18 protein-coding genes are annotated in these 17,510 nt (G+C 70.4%); 15 read left to right on the forward strand and 3 right to left on the reverse strand.

The features are described from left to right. Entirely contained in the window at window positions 1-792 is a 792-nt protein-coding gene (locus JOD60_RS10265) for an IclR family transcriptional regulator (protein WP_076690521.1), read from the reverse strand. A gap of 119 nt (window positions 793-911) precedes the next feature. Here JOD60_RS10265 and JOD60_RS10270 point away from each other — a divergent pair, with 119 nt between their 5' ends. Genes JOD60_RS10270 through JOD60_RS17395 form a run of 4 tightly spaced genes read left to right on the forward strand, consistent with a single transcriptional unit; the run spans window position 912 to window position 3,719 of the window. After that, window positions 912-1,712, forward strand: coding sequence for a CoA transferase subunit A (locus JOD60_RS10270; protein WP_076690522.1), 801 nt, complete (start codon window positions 912-914; stop codon window positions 1,710-1,712). A gap of 1 nt (window position 1,713) precedes the next feature. Beyond that, the gene (locus tag JOD60_RS10275; protein WP_198159155.1) at window positions 1,714-2,367 is read left to right on the forward strand and encodes a 3-oxoacid CoA-transferase subunit B; all 654 of its coding nucleotides are present in this window, start codon (window positions 1,714-1,716) and stop codon (window positions 2,365-2,367) included. Then, window positions 2,364-3,548 carry an acetyl-CoA C-acetyltransferase gene (locus JOD60_RS10280; protein WP_076690523.1) on the forward strand — a complete coding sequence of 395 codons (1,185 nt, stop codon included), beginning with the start codon at window positions 2,364-2,366 and terminating at the stop codon, window positions 3,546-3,548. Before JOD60_RS10275 ends, JOD60_RS10280 begins: the two co-directional genes overlap by 4 nt. Before the next feature lie 51 nt (window positions 3,549-3,599). Next, window positions 3,600-3,719, forward strand: coding sequence for a DUF8730 family Cys-rich protein (locus JOD60_RS17395; protein ID WP_502709214.1), 120 nt, complete (start codon window positions 3,600-3,602; stop codon window positions 3,717-3,719). Between the two features lie 3 nt (window positions 3,720-3,722). On the opposite strand, the gene JOD60_RS10285 is transcribed toward JOD60_RS17395, so the two are convergent. Then, window positions 3,723-3,977: a hypothetical protein gene (locus JOD60_RS10285; protein WP_076690524.1), complete on the reverse strand. Its 255-nt coding sequence runs from the start codon at window positions 3,975-3,977 to the stop codon at window positions 3,723-3,725. Between the two features lie 43 nt (window positions 3,978-4,020). Here JOD60_RS10285 and JOD60_RS10290 point away from each other — a divergent pair, with 43 nt between their 5' ends. From JOD60_RS10290 to serA, 9 genes are all read left to right on the forward strand, one after another. Next, window positions 4,021-5,439, forward strand: coding sequence for an alpha,alpha-trehalose-phosphate synthase (UDP-forming) (locus tag JOD60_RS10290; protein WP_076690525.1), 1,419 nt, complete (start codon window positions 4,021-4,023; stop codon window positions 5,437-5,439). Then, the gene (gene otsB, locus JOD60_RS10295; protein WP_076690526.1) at window positions 5,436-6,221 is read left to right on the forward strand and encodes a trehalose-phosphatase; all 786 of its coding nucleotides are present in this window, start codon (window positions 5,436-5,438) and stop codon (window positions 6,219-6,221) included. Before JOD60_RS10290 ends, otsB begins: the two co-directional genes overlap by 4 nt. Before the next feature lie 9 nt (window positions 6,222-6,230). Further along, window positions 6,231-7,937: a dihydroxy-acid dehydratase gene (gene ilvD / locus JOD60_RS10300; protein WP_076690527.1), complete on the forward strand. Its 1,707-nt coding sequence runs from the start codon at window positions 6,231-6,233 to the stop codon at window positions 7,935-7,937. A gap of 63 nt (window positions 7,938-8,000) precedes the next feature. Next, window positions 8,001-9,803, forward strand: coding sequence for an acetolactate synthase large subunit (locus JOD60_RS10305; RefSeq protein WP_076690528.1), 1,803 nt, complete (start codon window positions 8,001-8,003; stop codon window positions 9,801-9,803). A 1-nt stretch (window position 9,804) separates the two neighbouring features. Then, window positions 9,805-10,314 carry an acetolactate synthase small subunit gene (ilvN, locus tag JOD60_RS10310; RefSeq protein ID WP_076690529.1) on the forward strand — a complete coding sequence of 170 codons (510 nt, stop codon included), beginning with the start codon at window positions 9,805-9,807 and terminating at the stop codon, window positions 10,312-10,314. Window positions 10,315-10,347: 33 nt separating this feature from the next. Continuing rightward, window positions 10,348-11,373 (forward strand): ketol-acid reductoisomerase, encoded by a 1,026-nt coding sequence (gene ilvC, locus JOD60_RS10315; protein ID WP_076690530.1) that lies wholly within the window; start codon window positions 10,348-10,350, stop codon window positions 11,371-11,373. Between the two features lie 158 nt (window positions 11,374-11,531). Further along, a complete protein-coding gene (locus JOD60_RS10320; RefSeq protein WP_076690531.1) occupies window positions 11,532-12,035 on the forward strand; it encodes a DNA polymerase III subunit gamma/tau in 504 nt (167 codons plus the stop codon). Further along, entirely contained in the window at window positions 12,032-12,385 is a 354-nt protein-coding gene (locus JOD60_RS10325; protein WP_076690532.1) for a bacitracin resistance protein, read from the forward strand. Before JOD60_RS10320 ends, JOD60_RS10325 begins: the two co-directional genes overlap by 4 nt. Before the next feature lie 169 nt (window positions 12,386-12,554). After that, window positions 12,555-14,159, forward strand: a complete 1,605-nt coding sequence (gene serA, locus JOD60_RS10330) for a phosphoglycerate dehydrogenase (protein ID WP_076690533.1) — start codon at window positions 12,555-12,557, stop codon at window positions 14,157-14,159. A 32-nt stretch (window positions 14,160-14,191) separates the two neighbouring features. On the opposite strand, the gene JOD60_RS10335 is transcribed toward serA, so the two are convergent. After that, a complete protein-coding gene (locus JOD60_RS10335) occupies window positions 14,192-14,746 on the reverse strand; it encodes a TetR/AcrR family transcriptional regulator (RefSeq protein ID WP_076690534.1) in 555 nt (184 codons plus the stop codon). A gap of 66 nt (window positions 14,747-14,812) precedes the next feature. Here JOD60_RS10335 and JOD60_RS10340 point away from each other — a divergent pair, with 66 nt between their 5' ends. Further along, a complete protein-coding gene (locus JOD60_RS10340; RefSeq protein ID WP_076690535.1) occupies window positions 14,813-16,360 on the forward strand; it encodes an MFS transporter in 1,548 nt (515 codons plus the stop codon). Window positions 16,361-16,401: 41 nt separating this feature from the next. Then, window positions 16,402-17,469, forward strand: coding sequence for a 3-isopropylmalate dehydrogenase (locus JOD60_RS10345; protein ID WP_076690536.1), 1,068 nt, complete (start codon window positions 16,402-16,404; stop codon window positions 17,467-17,469). Window positions 17,470-17,510: the final 41 nt, after the last annotated feature.

Below are 17,510 nucleotides of genomic sequence, written 5' to 3' on the forward strand. Positions count from 1 at the left end.
TCAGCGAGTGCCGGCGGCGACGCGGGTCGTCAGCTGGTGAGCGTGGGCCAGCAGCGCGCGGCCGAGCTCGGGAATGCGCTCGGGGGAGAAGCGGAAATCCACGCCGGTCAGGCTGAGCGCCCACTGCGGGTGCCCGGATCTGGTGAACACCGCCGCGCCGATGCCGTAGCTGCCGGCCACGATGAGCCCGGGGTTCAGCGCGTAGCCGCGCGCGTGCGTCTCGCGCAGTCGCGCACGCAGGCGCGGTTCGGCGTGCGCGGCGCCGTGACGCTCGGCGAGCTCCGGATGCCGCTCGAAGTACGCGTCCACATCGTGGGGAGGCAGGAACGCGAGGATGGCGAGCCCCGCGGAGGCGACGCCGAGCGGGAACCGCACGCCCTCGGAGAGGACGAACGAGCGGATCGGGAACGCCCCATCCTCGCGGATGAGGCACACGGTCTCATCTCCGCGTCGCACCGAGAGGAACGCGCTCTCCTCCGTCCGCACCGCGAGCGAGCGCACGATGTCGCGGGCGATCGCCGTGATGTCGTAGCGGGATGCCGCGACGGTGCCCATCAGGTAGAGCTCGGGTCCCGGCATCCATCGCCCGCTCCTCTCGTCCTGATCCACGAGCCCCTCGTGTCGGAGCGCGGTGAGCAACCGGTGCGTGGTGGGGCGGGTGAGGTCGGCCCGGCGCGCGAGATCGGCGACGGTGAGACCGTCCTCGCCGGCTGCGGTCACGAGTCGCAGCAGTGCCGCCGCACGCGCGACGGACTGGGCGCCGGGGATCGTGCGGGCGGGTGAGGTGTCCATGATGTGGACAGTACGCAGCTCGGCATCCACATCGCAAGCGCCGGGGTGCGCGGCGGCGCCGGCGGCGCGCACGATGGGAACAGGCACGACGACGTGGCCGGTGGACGAAGGAGTGACACGTGATCGACAAGACGTACGCCTCGGCGGCGGAGGCGGTGGCCGACATCCCGGACGGCGCGTCGCTGGCCGTCGGCGGGTTCGGTCTCTCGGGCAATCCGATCGCGCTCATCGAGGCGCTCCTCGCGCAGGGCACGCGGGACCTGTCGATCGTGTCCAACAACTGCGGCGTCGACGACTGGGGGCTCGGCGTGCTCCTGAACGCGAAGCGCATCCGCAAGATGACGTCGTCCTACGTCGGCGAGAACAAGGAGTTCGAGCGGCAGTTCCTCTCCGGCGAGCTCGAACTCGAGCTCACGCCGCAGGGCACCCTCGCCGAGAAGCTGCGGGCCGGGGGAGCGGGCATCGCCGCCTTCTACACGCAGACGGGCGTCGGCACGCAGGTCGCCGAGGGCGGCCTCCCGCGCAGGTACGACGGGCAGGGCGGCATCGCCGTCGCATCGCCCCGCAAGGACGTGCGGGCGTTCGCGCCGGACGGCACCGAGCGCGAATACGTGCTCGAGGAGGCGATCGTCACCGACTTCGCCCTCGTCCACGCCCTCCGCGGCGACACCCACGGCAATCTCGTGTTCAACAAGTCGGCGCGCAACTTCAACCCGCTCGCCGCCATGGCCGGCCGGGTGTGCATCGCCCAGGTCGAGGAGCTCGTCGCCCCTGGCGAGCTCGACCCCGACAGCATCCATCTGCCCGGAATCTACGTGCACCGCATCGTCGAGGTCGGCACGGACATCGAAAAGCGGATCGAGCGACGCACCGTGTCAGTCGCTGAGGCACTCTCGCGCGACATCCCGGAAGGAGCCTGAGATGGCACTCACCCGCAACGAGATGGCGGCCCGCGCCGCCGCCGAACTCGCCGACGGCTCGTACGTCAACCTCGGCATCGGCCTGCCGACGCTCGTGCCCAACTACGTGCCCGACGGCGTCACCGTCGTGCTCCAATCCGAGAACGGCATCCTGGGCGTCGGGCCCTACCCGACCGAGGATCACGTCGACCCCGACCTCATCAACGCCGGCAAGGAGACGGTGACCACGCTCCCCGGCGCCGCCTTCTTCGACTCGGCGCTGAGCTTCGGCATGATCCGCGGCGGAAAGATCGATGCCGCGATCCTCGGCGCGATGCAGGTGTCGGCCACGGGTGACCTCGCGAACTGGATGATCCCCGGGAAGATGGTCAAGGGGCCCGGCGGGGCGATGGACCTCGTGCACGGTGCCGGCACCGTCATCGTGCTGATGGAGCACGTCGCCCGTGACGGGTCGGCGAAGATCGTGAACGACTGCTCGCTTCCGTTGACCGGCCGCGGCGTCGTCGACCGCATCATCACCGACCTCGCCGTCATCGACGTCACCCCCGAGGGGCTCGTCCTCATCGAGACGGCGCCCGGCGTCACGGTGGACGAGATCGTGGCTGCCACCGAACCTGAGCTGATCATCGCCGAGCACCTGAAGGAGATCGCATGAGCACCGACGACATCGTCATCGTGGCCGCCGCCCGCACGCCGCAGGGGCGGCTGAAGGGGCAGCTCGCCTCGTTCACGGCACCGCAGCTGGGGGGCTTCGCCATCGCAGGCGCGCTCGCGCAGGGCGGCATCCCGGCGGATGCCGTGGACGCGGTCATCCTCGGGCAGGTCCTGCCCGCAGGGTCAGGGCAGAACCCGGCCCGCCAGGCCGCGATCGCCGGCGGCCTGGGGTGGAACGTGCCGGCATCCGCCGTCAACAAGGTGTGCCTATCGGGCCTCACGGCCATCATCGACGCGAAGCGCATGATCGCCTCCGGCGACGCGAAGGTCGTCGTCGCCGGCGGCATGGAGTCGATGACGCGCGCGCCGCACCTGCTCATGGGCTCGCGCGACGGCTGGACCTACGGTTCGGTCGAGGTGCTCGACCACATGGCGTACGACGGTCTGACCGACGCCTACGACAGGGAGTCGATGGGCGCGTCGACGGAGCGACTGAATCCGTCGTTCGACATCACCCGCGACGCGCAGGATCGCGTCGCGGCGCTCTCCCACCAGCGGGCCGCCGCGGCATACGACGCGGGGGTCTTCGACGGTGAGATCGTCCCGATCGAGGTCCCGCAGCGGCGGGGGCCGGCCGTGACCGTCACGGTGGACGAGGGGATCCGCCCCGAGACCACGGTGGAGACGCTCGCGGGGCTTCGCCCGGCGTTCGCGAAGGACGGCACCATCACGGCGGGCAACTCGTCGCAGATCTCCGATGGCGCCGCGGCGGTCGTGCTCACCATGCGTGCCCACGCCGACGAGAACGGCTGGACGGTCCTGGCGGCGGTGGGAGCCGCCGGACAGGTCGCCGGTCCCGACAACTCGTTGCACGCCCAACCCGCGCGCGCGATCGAACAGGCACTGCAGCGGCAGCAACTCACGGCATCCGACCTCGATCTCGTCGAGATCAACGAGGCGTTCGGGGCCGTCGTCGCGCGGTCGCAGTCCGAGCTGGGGCTGCCCGATGACGTCGTCAACATCCACGGCGGCGGGATCGCGATCGGGCACCCGATCGGAGCATCCGGTGCACGGTTGGTCGTGCACGCCGTGCACGAGCTCGTGCGGCGCGGGTCCGGAACGGCTGCGGTCGGCCTCTGCGGCGGGGGCGGTCAGGGCGAGGCGCTCATCCTCACGCGCTGAGGCCCGGCGCGCGGCGGTTAGCATGGTCACCGACGACGACGGAGGATCCTCATGTGCTATCCGGTGAGCTGCGACACCTGCGGCAAGACGACGTGGGCCGGCTGCGGCGAGCACATCGACGCCGCACTGGCGGGCGTCGCGGCGGGCGACCGCTGCACCTGCCCGCGCTGACCCTCAGCGCGTCACGCGCTGCTTCAGCAGCTTCTTCTCTTTGCCGTGCACGGGGGAGTCGGTTGCGATGAGCGCCCCGCGCTCCGCCCGGCGGGTGTCGACGATCGTGCCGATCGCGAGCGCGAGCGTGATCCCCCAGTTCAGCCAGGCAAGCGCCTGCCGCCAGGTGAACGGCACATCACCGCGCGCACTGCGCAGCAAGCTCAGTCCGCTCGTCACGGCGGAGATGATCCCGGTCCCGAACAGGTACTTGCGCATGCGTCCACGTTAGCCTGGAACCACGCCTGCCGAGAGGAGCCGCGTGAGCGACACCACAGCCGAGGCCGACGTCATCGTCGTGTCCAACCGCCTTCCCGTCGACCACTCCGATGATGCCGAGGGAGGCTGGCGCCGTTCGCCCGGCGGTCTGGTCGCCGCGCTGGAGCCCGTGCTGCAGTCCACCGGCGGAGCCTGGGTGGGCTGGCCGGGCACCGCCGACCTCGAGGTCGCGCCCTTCGCCTTCGACGGCATCTCCCTCGTGCCCGTCACGCTCAGCGCAGAGGACGTGGAGCAGTACTACGAGGGCTTCTCCAACGACACCATCTGGCCGCTGTACCACGATGTGATCTCGCCGCCCGCCTATCACCGGGAGTGGTGGGACGCTTACGTGCGGGTGAACGAGCGCTTTGCCCACGCCGCGGCATCCGTGGCGGCACCGGGTGCCACGGTGTGGGTGCAGGACTATCAGCTGCAGCTCGTGCCGCGCCTGCTCCGGGAGCTGCGTCCCGACGTCGTGATCGGCTACTTCCACCACATTCCCTTCCCGGCATACGGCATCTACTCGCAGCTGCCGTGGCGTCGCCAGGTGCTGGAGGGACTGCTCGGCGCCGACGTCATCGGCTTCCAGCGGACGACGGATGCCGGGAACTTCGCGACCGCCGTGCGCCGACAGCTGGGACTGGAGACGAAATCGGGCGTGGTGCGCGTCCCCGGGCCAGACGGCTCGGAGCGCCGCGCCGTGGCGAAGGCGTATCCGATCTCGATCGACGCCGCGCTCTACGACGAGATCGCCCGTCGGCCCGAGGTGCAGGAGCGTGCCCGGGAGATCCGCGAGAGCCTCGGCAACCCGCGCACGATCCTCTTCGGGGTGGACCGCCTGGACTACACCAAGGGGATCATGCACCGACTGAAGGCGTACGGGGAGCTGCTCGCCGAGCATCGCCTCGACGTCGAGGACGTCACGCTGGTGCAGGTGGCCAGCCCCAGCCGGGAGCGTGTCGCGGCGTACATGCAGCTGCGCGACGAGATCGAGCTGACCGTGGGGCGCATCAACGGCGACCACGACACCGTCGGCCACACCGCCATCCGGTATCTGCACCACTCGTATCCCCGCGAGGAGATGGTGGCCCTCTACCTCGCGGCCGACGTCATGCTCGTGACCGCCCTCCGCGACGGCATGAACCTCGTGGCCAAGGAGTACGTCGCCAGCCGCATCGACGGTCGCGGTGCACTGGTGCTCAGCGAATTCACCGGCGCGGCGGACGAACTGGCGCAGGCGGTCAAGGTGAACCCGCACGACATCGAGGGTCTCAAGGACGCCATCATGACCGCGGTGCAGATGCCGCCCGCCGAGCAGGCGCGTCGCATGCGGGCGCTGCGTCGCCGGGTGCGCGACCACGACGTCGCGGACTGGTCGCGCCGGTTCCTCACCGACCTCGACGCCGTGCGGGGGAGCCGATGACGATCGACGACGCCATCGCGAGCCTCGCCGGCGCCGACCGGCTGCTCGTCGCCCTGGATTTCGACGGGACGCTCTCTCCGCTCGTCGACGATCCCATGAGCGCCCGCATGGCCCCGGCGGCCCGGGATGCCGTCGACGCCATCGCGTCGAGTCCCGACACGACGGTCGCGCTCGTCTCGGGCCGGAGCCTGTCCGACCTCCGCGTCATCGCCGAGCACGGCGATGACTCCATCCTCCTGCTGGCCGGCTCCCACGGCGCGGAGCACTGGACGCCCGCCGACGGGACGCGTCACCCCGCCGCCGGCGAGCCGACGGCCGCCGAGCAGGCAGAGCGCGACCGGCTGCGCGCCGAGGCGGAAGCGCTCGTCGCCGGCGTACCGGGGGCGTGGATCGAACCCAAGACGTTCGGCTTCGCGGTGCCCTCGCGCACCGTCCCGGCCGACGAGCGCGCCGAGCTGCACGCCCGCGTGGACGCGCTGATGGCGGCGCAGGCGCCGCACTGGCGCCGGCGCACCGGCCACCACATCGTCGAGTACGCCTTCCGCGAGGAAGGCAAGGACACGGCGATCGCGTGGCTGCGCGCCCACACCGGCGCGACCGCCGTGCTCTTCGCCGGCGACGACGTCACCGACGAAGACGCGCTCGGCTCGCTCGGGCCGGGCGACGTCGGCGTGCGTGTCGGGGCGGGGGAGACCGCGGCATCCGTTCGTGTGGCGGGCATCCCAGAACTGGCCGAGATGCTTGTACGGCTCGCGCACGAGCGCACCCGCACGCGGGAATAGACTTCGAGAATGCCTGCCAGCGATCCGAACATCGACATCAAACCCCGTAGCCGCGTCGTCACCGACGGCATCGAGGCGACCACTTCCCGCGGCATGCTCCGGGCCGTCGGCATGGGCGACGAGGACTGGGACAAGCCCCAGATCGGCATCGCCTCGAGCTGGAATGAGATCACGCCCTGCAACCTGAGCCTCGACCGGCTCGCGCAGGGCGCCAAGGAGGGCGTGCACTCCGGCGGCGGCTACCCGCTCCAGTTCGGGACGATCTCGGTCTCGGACGGCATCTCGATGGGTCACGAGGGCATGCACTTCTCACTCGTGAGCCGCGAGGTCATCGCCGACTCGGTCGAGACCGTCGTCATGGCCGAGCGCCTCGACGGCACGGTGCTGCTGGCCGGGTGCGACAAGTCCATTCCGGGGATGCTGATGGCCTCGGCGCGCCTGGACCTGTCGAGCGTTTTCCTCTACGCCGGCTCGATCGCGCCCGGCTGGGTGAAGCTCTCGGACGGCACCGAGAAGGACGTCACCATCATCGACTCCTTCGAGGCCGTCGGCGCGTGCCTCGCGGGCAAGATGAGCGAAGCCGACCTCAAGCGCATCGAGTGCGCGATCGCGCCCGGTGAAGGCGCCTGTGGCGGCATGTACACCGCGAACACGATGGCCTCCGTCGCCGAGGCGCTCGGGCTGAGCCTGCCGGGCTCGGCCGCGCCGCCGTCGGCCGACCGTCGCCGCGACTACTTCGCGCACCGCTCGGGTGAAGCCGTCGTGAACCTGCTCCGCCAGGGCATCACGACGCGGGACATCCTCACCAAGGAGGCGTTCGAGAACGCCATCGCGCTCGCGATGGCGCTCGGCGGCTCGACCAACGTCGTGCTGCACCTGCTCGCGATCGCCCGCGAGGCCGACGTCGAGCTGAGCCTGCACGATTTCAACCGCATCGGCGACACGGTGCCCCACGTGGCCGACATGAAGCCGTTCGGGAAGTACGTCATGAACGACGTCGACCGTCACGGCGGCATCCCCGTCATCATGAAGGCGATGCTCGACGAGGGCTTCCTGCACGGCGACGCACTGACGGTCACCGGCAAGACCCTCGCGGAGAACCTCGCCGAGCTCGCCCCCGACCCCATCGACGGCACGGTCATCCACACGTTCGACAACCCGATCCACGCCACCGGCGGCCTGACGATCCTGCACGGCTCGCTGGCACCGGAGGGGGCCGTCGTGAAGACGGCCGGGTTCGATGCCGCCGTGTTCGAGGGTCCCGCCCGGGTGTTCGAGCGCGAGCGCGCCGCGATCGACGCCCTCGCCGAGGGGAGCATCGAGCCCGGCACCGTCGTGGTGATCCGCTACGAGGGCCCCAAGGGCGGCCCCGGTATGCGTGAGATGCTCGCGATCACCGCCGCCATCAAGGGCGCGGGGCTCGGAAAAGATGTACTACTCTTGACGGACGGACGATTCTCAGGCGGCACAACCGGCCTGTGCATCGGCCACATAGCACCCGAAGCGGTGGACGCTGGTCCCATCGCCTTCGTGCGCGATGGTGATCTGATACGGGTCGATATCGCGGCTCGCACTCTCGACCTACTCGTCGATGACGCAGAGCTGAACTCCCGCCGTGACGGCTGGGAGCCGCTTCCCCCGCGCTACACCCGTGGCGTTCTGGCCAAGTACTCCAAGCTCGTGCGCTCCGCTGCCGAAGGCGCGACCACGGGCTGAGCCCGGAGTGCCGCGCCCTGCAGGAAGCCGCCCTCACACGCATCCGACACCCGAGGTACCCCTATGTCTCTCGACACCGCCGCGGCCGTGCCGCGTCCACCCGCCCGAGGATCCGCCGCTCCGGTGCTGACCGGCGCGCAGGCGGTCGTCCGCTCGCTCGAAATGCTGGGGGTGACCGACGTGTTCGGTCTCCCCGGCGGCGCGATCCTCCCCGTCTACGACCCCCTGATGGACTCGACGGACCTCCGTCACATCCTCGTGCGCCACGAGCAGGGCGCCGGTCACGCCGCCGAGGGATACGCCTCGGCATCCGGCAAGGTCGGCGTCGCCATCGCGACCTCCGGCCCCGGCGCCACCAACCTCGTCACGGCCATCGCCGACGCGTACATGGACTCGGTGCCGATCGTCGCGATCACCGGTCAGGTGTTCTCGAACCTCATGGGCACCGACGCGTTCCAGGAGGCCGACATCGTCGGCATCACCATGCCGATCACGAAGCACTCCTTCCTCGTGAAGGACGCCGCGGAGATCCCCGGCGCGATCGCGGCCGCCTACGAGATCGCCTCGACGGGGCGTCCCGGTCCCGTGCTGGTGGACATCACGAAGGACGCGCAGCAGGCCGAGGCGCCGTTCGTGTGGCCGCCGAAGGTGGACCTTCCCGGCTACCGCCCGGTGACGAAGGCGCACGGCAAGCAGATCCAGGCGGCCGCGCAGCTGCTGGCCGCGGCCCGCAAGCCCGTGCTGTACGTCGGCGGCGGGGTCATCCGGGCGCGCGCCTCCGCCGAGCTGCTGACGCTCGCCGAGACCACCGGCGCGCCGGTCGTGACGACGCTGATGGCGCGGGGCGCCTTCCCCGACTCCCACGCGCAGCACCTGGGCATGCCCGGCATGCACGGCACCGTGCCCGCCGTCCTGGCGCTCCAGGAGGCCGACCTCATCGTCGCCCTCGGCGCCCGGTTCGATGACCGCGTCACGGGCAAGGCGGCGCTGTTCGCCCCGCACGCCCAGGTCGTGCACGTCGACATCGACCCCGCGGAGATCTCGAAGATCCGCACCGCGGACGTGCCGATCGTGGGCGATGTGCGCGACGTGCTCGTCGACCTCGAGGGCGCCTTCCGTGCCGCGACGTCCGCAGCGGCTCCCGATATCGCGGAGTGGTGGTCCTACCTCGACGGGCTCCGCACCGAGTTCCCGCTCGGCTACACCCAGCCGAGCGACGGCCTCATGTCGCCGCAGTACGTCATCTCCCGCATCGGCGAGCTGACCGGCCCCGAGGGCGTCTACGCCGCGGGCGTCGGCCAGCACCAGATGTGGGCGGCGCAGTTCATCAAGTACGAGCGCCCGAACGCGTGGCTGAACTCGGGCGGCGCCGGCACCATGGGCTACGCGGTGCCCGCCGCGATGGGCGCGAAGGTCGCCGAGCCGCACCGCGATGTGTGGGCGATCGACGGCGACGGCTGCTTCCAGATGACCAATCAGGAGCTCGCGACCTGCGCGATCAACAACATCCCGATCAAGGTCGCGATCATCAACAACTCCAGCCTCGGCATGGTCCGCCAGTGGCAGACCCTGTTCTACGACGGCCGGTATTCGCACACCAACCTCAACACCGGCGCCGGGACCGTCCGCATCCCCGACTTCGTGAAGCTCGCCGAGGCCTACGGGTGCCTCGCGATCCGCGTGGAGAAGGAGGAGGACGTGGATGCCGCCATCACGACCGCGCTCGCCACGAACGACCGCCCCGTCGTGATCGACTTCGTCGTCTCGGCCGACGCGATGGTGTGGCCGATGGTGCCGCAGGGCGTCAGCAACAGCTACGTCCAGTACGCGCGTGACCACGCCCCGAGCTTCGACCAGGAGGACTGAGATGTCGACTCATGTGCTGAGCCTCCTCGTCGAGGACAAGCCGGGTCTGCTGACCCGCGTCGCGGGGCTGTTCGCCCGTCGCGGCTTCAACATCAACTCGCTCGCGGTGGGCGTCACCGAGGTGCCGGGACTGTCGCGCATCACGGTCGTCGTCGATGTCGACGCGCTGCCGCTGGAGCAGGTGACCAAGCAGCTGAACAAGCTCGTGAACGTCATCAAGATCGTCGAGCTGGAGCCGGCGGCATCCGTCCAGCGCGAGCACATGCTCATCAAGGTGCGTGCCGACAATCAGACGCGCTCGAACGTGATCGAGGTGGTGAACCTGTTCCGCGCCTCCGTCGTCGACTACGCGACCGACGCGCTGGTCGTCGAGGTCACCGGAGACCGCGGCAAGGTCGACGCGCTGCTGCGCGCCCTCGAGCCGTTCGGCATCAAAGAGCTCGCCCAGTCCGGCATGGTCGCCATCGGCCGCGGCGGAAAGTCCATCACCGAACGCGTTCTGCGCAACTGACTTCCCACACCATCACGAAGGAGAAACACACACATGGCTGAGATCTTCTACGACGCCGACGCCGACCTGTCCGTCATCCAGGGCAAGAAGGTCGCGATCGTCGGCTACGGCTCGCAGGGCCACGCGCACGCGCAGAACCTGCGCGACTCTGGCGTCGAGGTCGTCATCGCGCTGAAGGACGGCTCGAAGTCCGCCGCGAAGGCGACCGAGGACGGCTTCGAGGTCAAGAGCGTCGCCGACGCGACCGAGTGGGCCGACCTGATCATGATCCTCGCGCCCGACCAGCACCAGCGCGGCATCTACAGCGAGTCGATCAAGGACCGTCTCACCGAGGGCAAGACGCTCGCCTTCGCGCACGGCTTCAACATCCGCTTCGGCTACATCGACGCGCCCGAGGGTGTGGACGTCATCCTCGTCGCCCCGAAGGCCCCCGGCCACACGGTGCGCCGCGAGTTCGTCGCCGGCCGCGGCATCCCCGACATCATCGCCGTCGAGAAGGACGCCTCGGGCACCGCGTGGGCGACCGCGCTGTCGTACGCGAAGGCGATCGGCGGCACGCGCGCCGGCGTCATCAAGACGACGTTCACCGAGGAGACCGAGACCGACCTGTTCGGCGAGCAATCGGTGCTCTGCGGTGGCATGAGCCACCTCGTGCAGTACGGCTTCGAGACGCTCACCGAGGCCGGCTACCAGCCGGAGATTGCCTACTTCGAGGTCCTGCACGAGCTGAAGCTCATCGTCGACCTCATGTGGGAGGGCGGCATCGCCAAGCAGCGCTGGTCGATCTCCGACACCGCCGAGTACGGCGATTACGTCTCCGGCCCCCGGGTCATCGACCCGTCGGTCAAGGAGAACATGAAGGCCGTCCTCGCCGACATCCAGTCCGGCGCGTTCGCCGAGCGCTTCATCGCCGATCAGGATGCCGGTGCCCCCGAGTTCCTGGCCCTGCGCGAGAAGGAGGCGCAGCACCCGATCGAGACGACCGGCAAGCAGCTGCGCTCCCTGTTCGCCTGGAAGCAGCAGGACAGCGACTACACCGAGGGCAGCGCCGCGCGCTGACCTCCCACAATCCTCGGCACATCCGCCGAGCAGGCTTGCGAAAGCCACACCAGGCCCGGCTCCCTCACAAGGGGGCCGGGCTCTCGGCTTTTGCTAGCGTCGACCGACCCGCAGCAGGTCGCCGCCGCCGCGGCGGCGGTCGCCGGTACGCTGAACGGGTGAGCACCGGACGCGACGACGACGCCCTCAGCTGGGACGGCGATGACGATCCCACGCTCGACGTCGGGACCCGACCCGCGGCCGACCCGGAACCCGCGGCAGATCCGGTGGCGCTGCCGGACGGCTACACCGCGGTCGGACGCGGCAGCGACGAGGTCGGCCGGATCGAGCCCGACGGGACGGTGACGATGCCGGGCGAGCCGGCGCCGCTCGGCAACATCATGCTCGTGAGCCTCGGCATCCTCGGCGGCGTCTACGCACTCTTCACGATCGGCTGGATCATCGGTGGGCTGCGCCTGGAGGGCACCGCGCAGTTCCTCGTGAGCCCCGTCGGGTATCGCTTCGCCTTCTGGCTCGCCGTCATCGCGCCGGCGCTGTGGTTCGCGACGGTGTACCTGCTCACGCGGCTGTCGAAGCCGTGGCTGCGGCTGGTCTGGCTGATCGGCGGGCTCGCCCTCCTCGTCCCGTGGCCGTTCGTGATGATCGGAGCGGTGGGACAATGACCGCCGACACGACCGCCGCGCCGCGGCGCGCGCCGCAGACGCCCACGTGGGCGGTCGTCACGATCGCCGCGCTGTTCGGGCTCTTCTACGCCTACGCGGTGTGGAACGCCGTCGACTTCCTGGTGGCGCAGGCCACGGGAGCGCTGTCGCTCAACGCCTACGGCTGGTTCGTGCTGCTGCTGGCGGTCGTCTTCCCGCTGATCGCCTTCGGCATCGCGTTCGCGCTCGGCTGGCGCCGGGTGTGGTGGCACTTCGCCCTCGTGCTGGTGACGGGTCTCGCCGTCGTCGCGGTGTTCTGGCTGAACATCGTCGCCTACAGCGCCGTCGCCGGCGCAGCCATGCTCGGCTGAGTCGCCGGGACGCGACGTCGTGGCGGTCGTGACCGCCGGCGTCACACGGTCAGGACCGCGCTCTGCGCCCCGGTAGGCTGAGTCCCGACACGCCCCGCCTCCTCCCGGTGGTGTGCGGCGTGGAACTCCACCCGCTCGCGCCCGCGCGTACTCCAGAAGGTCTGCCGCCGTGTCCAAGCCTGTCGTCCTCATCGCCGAAGAACTCTCTCCCGCCACGATCGACGCCCTGGGGCCCGACTTCGACGTCCGCAACGTCGACGGCACCGACCGCCCGGCGCTGCTCACCGCGATCGCGGACGCGGACGCGATCCTCATCCGCTCGGCGACGAAGGTGGATGCCGAGGCGATCGCCGCGGCATCCCGCCTCAAGGTCGTCGCGCGTGCGGGCGTCGGCCTCGACAACGTCGACATCAAGGCCGCCACCGCGGCGGGTGTCATGGTCGTGAACGCGCCGACGTCGAACATCATCTCCGCCGCCGAGCTCACGGTCGGACACATCCTGAGTCTCGCCCGCCACATCCCCGCCGCGCACGCGTCGCTGGCCGCCGGCGCCTGGAAGCGCAGCTCGTTCACCGGGACGGAGCTCTTCGAGAAGACCGTCGGCATCATCGGACTCGGCCGCATCGGCGCACTCATCGCCGCGCGCCTGCAGGGCTTCGGCGTGACGGTGGTCGCGTACGACCCGTATGTCACCCCGGCGCGCGCACAGCAGCTCGGTGTCACCCTGCTGTCGCTCGACGAGCTGCTCGCGCAGAGCGACTTCGTCACGATCCACATGCCCAAGACGCCTGAGACGACCGGCATGATCGGGGCGGAGCAGTTCCGCGCCATGAAGCCGACGGCGTATGTCGTCAACGTCGCCCGCGGCGGCCTCATCGACGAGGAGGCGCTGTACACGGCGCTCACCACCGGCGAGATCGCGGGCGCCGGCCTCGACGTGTTCACGTCCGAGCCGCCGAAGGAGGACGGCACCGCCTTCCCGCTGCTGTCACTGCCGAACGTGATCGTGACGCCGCACCTCGGAGCATCCACCGACGAGGCGCAGGAGAAGGCCGGCATCTCGGTGGCCCGCTCCGTCAAGCTCGCCCTCGAGGGCGACCTCGTGCCCGACGCCGTCAACGTCGCGGGCGGCGTCATCGACCCGTTCGTGCGCCCCGGCATCGCCCTCGTCGAGAAGCTCGGCCAGGTGTTCTCGGGCCTCGCGACGAGCGCCCTCACGAGCCTCGACATCGAGGTGCGCGGGGAGCTGGCCGCCTACGACGTCAGCGTCTACCGTCTCGCGGCGCTCAAGGGCATCTTCACGAAGATCGTCAGCGAGAACGTCTCCTACGTGAACGCGCCGCTGTTCGCCGAGCAGCGCGGCATCGAGACGCGCCTGGTCGTGGAGGCGGAGAGCCCGCTCTACCGCAACATCACGATCCTGCGCGGCACGCTGTCGGACGGCACCGTGCTGACGGTCGCGGGCACGCTCGCGGGCACCCGCATGGTGCCGAAGATCGTCGGCATCAACGGGTACGAGATCGAGGTGCCGATCGAGGAGCACCACGTCGTCATGCGCTACGCCGACCGTCCCGGCATCGTCGCGATCTACGGCCAGAAGCTCGGCGAGGCCGGCATCAACATCGCGGGGCTGTTCGTCGCTCACCCCGATGCCAGCGGCCGCGCGCTGTCGGTGCTTACGGTCGACCAGCCCGTGCCCGACGAGATCCTCGACCAGATGCGCGAGGCCGTCGGCGCGGACCTGTTCCGTCAGATCGAGATCACCGAGGCCTGACCTGCCGCGGCGGGCCGCGCCGCGGGCTGTCCTCAGCGGGCGGATGCCTCGACGAGCGCGATCAGGGCATCCATCGCGGCGCCCTCGGGCACCGGCCCCGGGACGGTGGCGCCGGGGGTCTGCACGCCCAGGGCGTTGTTGAAGTAGAGCCCGTCGCTCACGAGCAGCACCAGCTGCAGCGCCGTCTCGTCGCGGGTGTGGGGACGCAGCGCCTCTTCCCACAGCTCGCGCACGCGCCGCAGCGCCTCGACGGCCGCCGCGCTGCCTCCCTGCGCGAGGCGCGATCCCGCGATGAGCGCGCGGTCGATGGGGGAGTCGTCCATCACCGACGACCGCAGGAACGCCGACACGATGCCCTCGGGCTCCGCCTCCATCTCGGCGACGTCCTCGCGCGCGAGCTGCTCCATGCGCTCCAGCAACGCGGTCTCCAGCGCTTCCTTCGACGCGAAGTGGTAGAGCAGGCCGCCCTTCGAGACGCCGGCGGCCTGCGCGGCGGCATCCATCGTCGCCGCCTTCGGTCCCTCGGCGATGAGCAGCGCCTCGAACGCGTCGAGCACGCTCTCGCGGGCACGGGGTGGGCGGGACATGTTCTCCATCCTCTCGCGTCGGGACGCGGTCATCTGTTACTATACCGGCTGGACGGTATAGATATCATGACTTTGACTGAAGAGATCACCCTCGCCGACGCTCAGGGGAAGCGGGTCGGCTGGCGCGGCTGGACGGCGCTGGTCGTCCTCATGCTGCCCGTGCTGCTCGTCTCGGTGGACAACACCGTGCTGAGCTTCGCGCTGCCCGACATCTCGCTGAGCCTGAACCCCTCCAGCGCCCAGCAGCTGTGGATCATCGACGCCTACCCGCTCGTGCTCGCGGGCCTGCTGGTGACGATGGGGACCCTGGGCGACCGGTTCGGCCGGCGCCGGATGCTGCTGATCGGCGCGACCGGATTCGCCGCCGTCTCGGTGCTCGCCGCGTTCGCCCCCAGCGCCGCCTGGCTCATCGCCGCCCGTGCCGGGATGGGCGTGTTCGGTGCGATGCTCATGCCTTCGACGCTCTCGCTGCTGCGGTCGATCTTCACCGATCGCGACCAGCGCCGCCTCGCGATCGCCGTCTGGGCCTCGATGTTCTCGGCCGGCGCCGCGCTCGGGCCGATCGTCGGCGGCTTCCTGCTCGAGCACTTCGCATGGGGCTCGGTCTTCCTCATGTCGGTGCCCGTGCTCGTCCCGCTCCTCGTCCTCGCGCCGCTCCTCGTGCCGGAGAGCCGCGACCCGCACCCCGGTCGCATCGACCCGGTGAGCATCGCCCTGTCGATGCTCACGATGGTCCCCGTCGTGTACGCCATCAAGGAGGTGGCGGTCCACGGGTTCGGTCCGCTGCCGGTGATCCTCGCCGCGACGGGCATCCTCTTCGGCATCCTGTTCGTGCGTCGTCAGCTCGCCGCGAAGCAGCCCATGCTCGACATGCGCCTCTTCTCGCGCGGCACCTTCAGCGGCGCGCTCCTGGTCAACCTGCTGAGCGTCATCGCGCTCGTCGGGTTTCTCTACTTCGTCGCGCAGCACCTGCAGCTGATCGTCGGGCTCTCGCCCATGAACGCCGGGCTCGCGCTCGTGCCGGGCATGCTCGCGATGATCATCTCGGGCCTGCTCGTGGTGCCCGTCGCACGGTGCGTGTCGGCCCGCATCGTCGTCCCCGTCGCGCTGGCGTTCTCCGTCGTCGCGTACCTCCTCGTCCCGCTCGCAGTCGGCGACGGCGCGCTCGCGCTGCTGATCGGCGCGTTCACGCTGCTCGGCATCGGCATCGGGGCCGCCGAGACCGTCTCGAACGACCTCATCCTCGCGAGCGCCCCGCCCGCGAAGGCGGGGGCCGCCAGCGCGGTCTCCGAGACGGCGTACGAGCTCGGCGCCGTCCTCGGCACGGCCGTGCTCGGCGGCATCCTCACCGCCGCGTATCGCACCGGAATCGTGCTGCCGGCGGGCGTGGCCGGCGACGCCGCGGATGCCGCGCGCGAGACCCTCGCGGGCGCGGTGACCGTCGCCGACACGCTCGATCCCGCCACCGCCGAGGCCCTCCGCACCGCGGCAGCGCACGCGTTCGACGCCGGGGTGGGCATCACGGCCGTGATCGGCGCCGTCCTCGTCGGCATCGCAGCGGTCATCGCGGCCACTACGCTGAAGGGGTCCCGCACCGCGCACGCCGAGCACTGATCGGCACGCCTCGCGCGGTCTCTGTGAGCACGAGGAGATCCATGTCGCGCGTCATCAAGCTGGCCGTCATCCCGGGCGACGGCATCGGTCCCGAAGTCGTCGCCGAGGCGGAGAAGGTCCTGGATGCCGTGACGCGCGACTCCGGCGTCACCTTCGAGAAAACGCGGTTCTCGCTCGGCGCGGCGCGTTACCTCGAGACCGGCGACACGCTCACTGACGATGACCTCGCGGCGATCGCGAGCCATGACGTCATCCTCCTGGGCGCTGTCGGCGGCGTGCCCGGCGACCCGCGCCTGAAGGATGCGAACATCGAGCGCGGCCTGCTGCTGAAGCTGCGGTTCGCACTCGACCACTACGTGAACCTCCGCCCGTCGAGGCTGTACCCGGGGGCGCCAGGTCCGCTCGCCGACCCCGGCGAGATCGATTTCGTCGTCGTGCGCGAGGGGACCGAGGGGCCGTACGTCGGCAACGGCGGCTCGATCCGCACCGGCACGCCGCACGAGGTCGCCAACGAGACCTCGGTCAACACGGCCTACGGCATCGAGCGCGTCGTCCGCTACGCCTTCGCGCAGGCGGAGAAGCGCCGGAAGAAACTGACCCTCGTGCACAAGACCAACGTGCTGGTGCACGCCGGCGGCATGTGGAAGCGGATCGTGGACGCCGTGGCATCCGAGCACCCCGACGTGACCGTAGACTATGCACACGTCGACGCGGCCACCATCTATCTGGTCACGAACCCGGGCCGCTTCGACGTGATCGTCACCGACAACCTCTTCGGCGACATCCTCACCGACTTGGCCGGCGCCGTCACCGGAGGCATCGGCCTCGCCGCATCGGGGAACATCAATCCCGACGGCGTCTTCCCCTCGATGTTCGAGCCCGTGCACGGCTCAGCGCCCGACATCGCAGGGACCCAGCAGGCCGACCCCACGGCCGCCATCGGATCCATCGCACTCATGCTCGATCACCTCGGGCTCGCCGATGAGGCCCGGCGCGTCACCCGCGCCATCGAAGCCGATATCGCCGCCCGGGACGGATCCGCCCGCACGACCGCACAGACCGGCGACGCCATCGCCCGGGCGCTCCCCGCCGCGACGCCCGCGGCGTAGCCTGAGGATGCCGCATCCCGCCGCACCGGTCACGATCTCAC

The organism is Microbacterium aurum, assembly GCF_016907815.1.
Lineage (GTDB): Bacteria > Actinomycetota > Actinomycetes > Actinomycetales > Microbacteriaceae > Microbacterium > Microbacterium aurum.

Excerpts from the sequence above, each read along its gene's own strand:
- JOD60_RS10265 (WP_076690521.1), bottom strand. The coding sequence starts at position 792 with ATGGACACCTCACCCGCCCGCACGATCCCCGGCGCCCAGTCCGTCGCG.
- JOD60_RS10275 (WP_198159155.1), top strand. The coding sequence starts at position 1,714 with ATGGCACTCACCCGCAACGAGATGGCGGCCCGCGCCGCCGCCGAACTC.
- JOD60_RS10280 (WP_076690523.1), top strand. The coding sequence starts at position 2,364 with ATGAGCACCGACGACATCGTCATCGTGGCCGCCGCCCGCACGCCGCAG.
- JOD60_RS17395 (WP_502709214.1), top strand. The coding sequence starts at position 3,600 with ATGTGCTATCCGGTGAGCTGCGACACCTGCGGCAAGACGACGTGGGCC.
- JOD60_RS10285 (WP_076690524.1), bottom strand. The coding sequence starts at position 3,977 with ATGCGCAAGTACCTGTTCGGGACCGGGATCATCTCCGCCGTGACGAGC.
- otsB (WP_076690526.1), top strand. The coding sequence starts at position 5,436 with ATGACGATCGACGACGCCATCGCGAGCCTCGCCGGCGCCGACCGGCTG.
- ilvD (WP_076690527.1), top strand. The coding sequence starts at position 6,231 with ATGCCTGCCAGCGATCCGAACATCGACATCAAACCCCGTAGCCGCGTC.
- JOD60_RS10305 (WP_076690528.1), top strand. The coding sequence starts at position 8,001 with ATGTCTCTCGACACCGCCGCGGCCGTGCCGCGTCCACCCGCCCGAGGA.
- ilvN (WP_076690529.1), top strand. The coding sequence starts at position 9,805 with ATGTCGACTCATGTGCTGAGCCTCCTCGTCGAGGACAAGCCGGGTCTG.
- ilvC (WP_076690530.1), top strand. The coding sequence starts at position 10,348 with ATGGCTGAGATCTTCTACGACGCCGACGCCGACCTGTCCGTCATCCAG.
- JOD60_RS10325 (WP_076690532.1), top strand. The coding sequence starts at position 12,032 with ATGACCGCCGACACGACCGCCGCGCCGCGGCGCGCGCCGCAGACGCCC.
- JOD60_RS10335 (WP_076690534.1), bottom strand. The coding sequence starts at position 14,746 with ATGTCCCGCCCACCCCGTGCCCGCGAGAGCGTGCTCGACGCGTTCGAG.
- JOD60_RS10340 (WP_076690535.1), top strand. The coding sequence starts at position 14,813 with ATGACTTTGACTGAAGAGATCACCCTCGCCGACGCTCAGGGGAAGCGG.
- JOD60_RS10345 (WP_076690536.1), top strand. The coding sequence starts at position 16,402 with ATGTCGCGCGTCATCAAGCTGGCCGTCATCCCGGGCGACGGCATCGGT.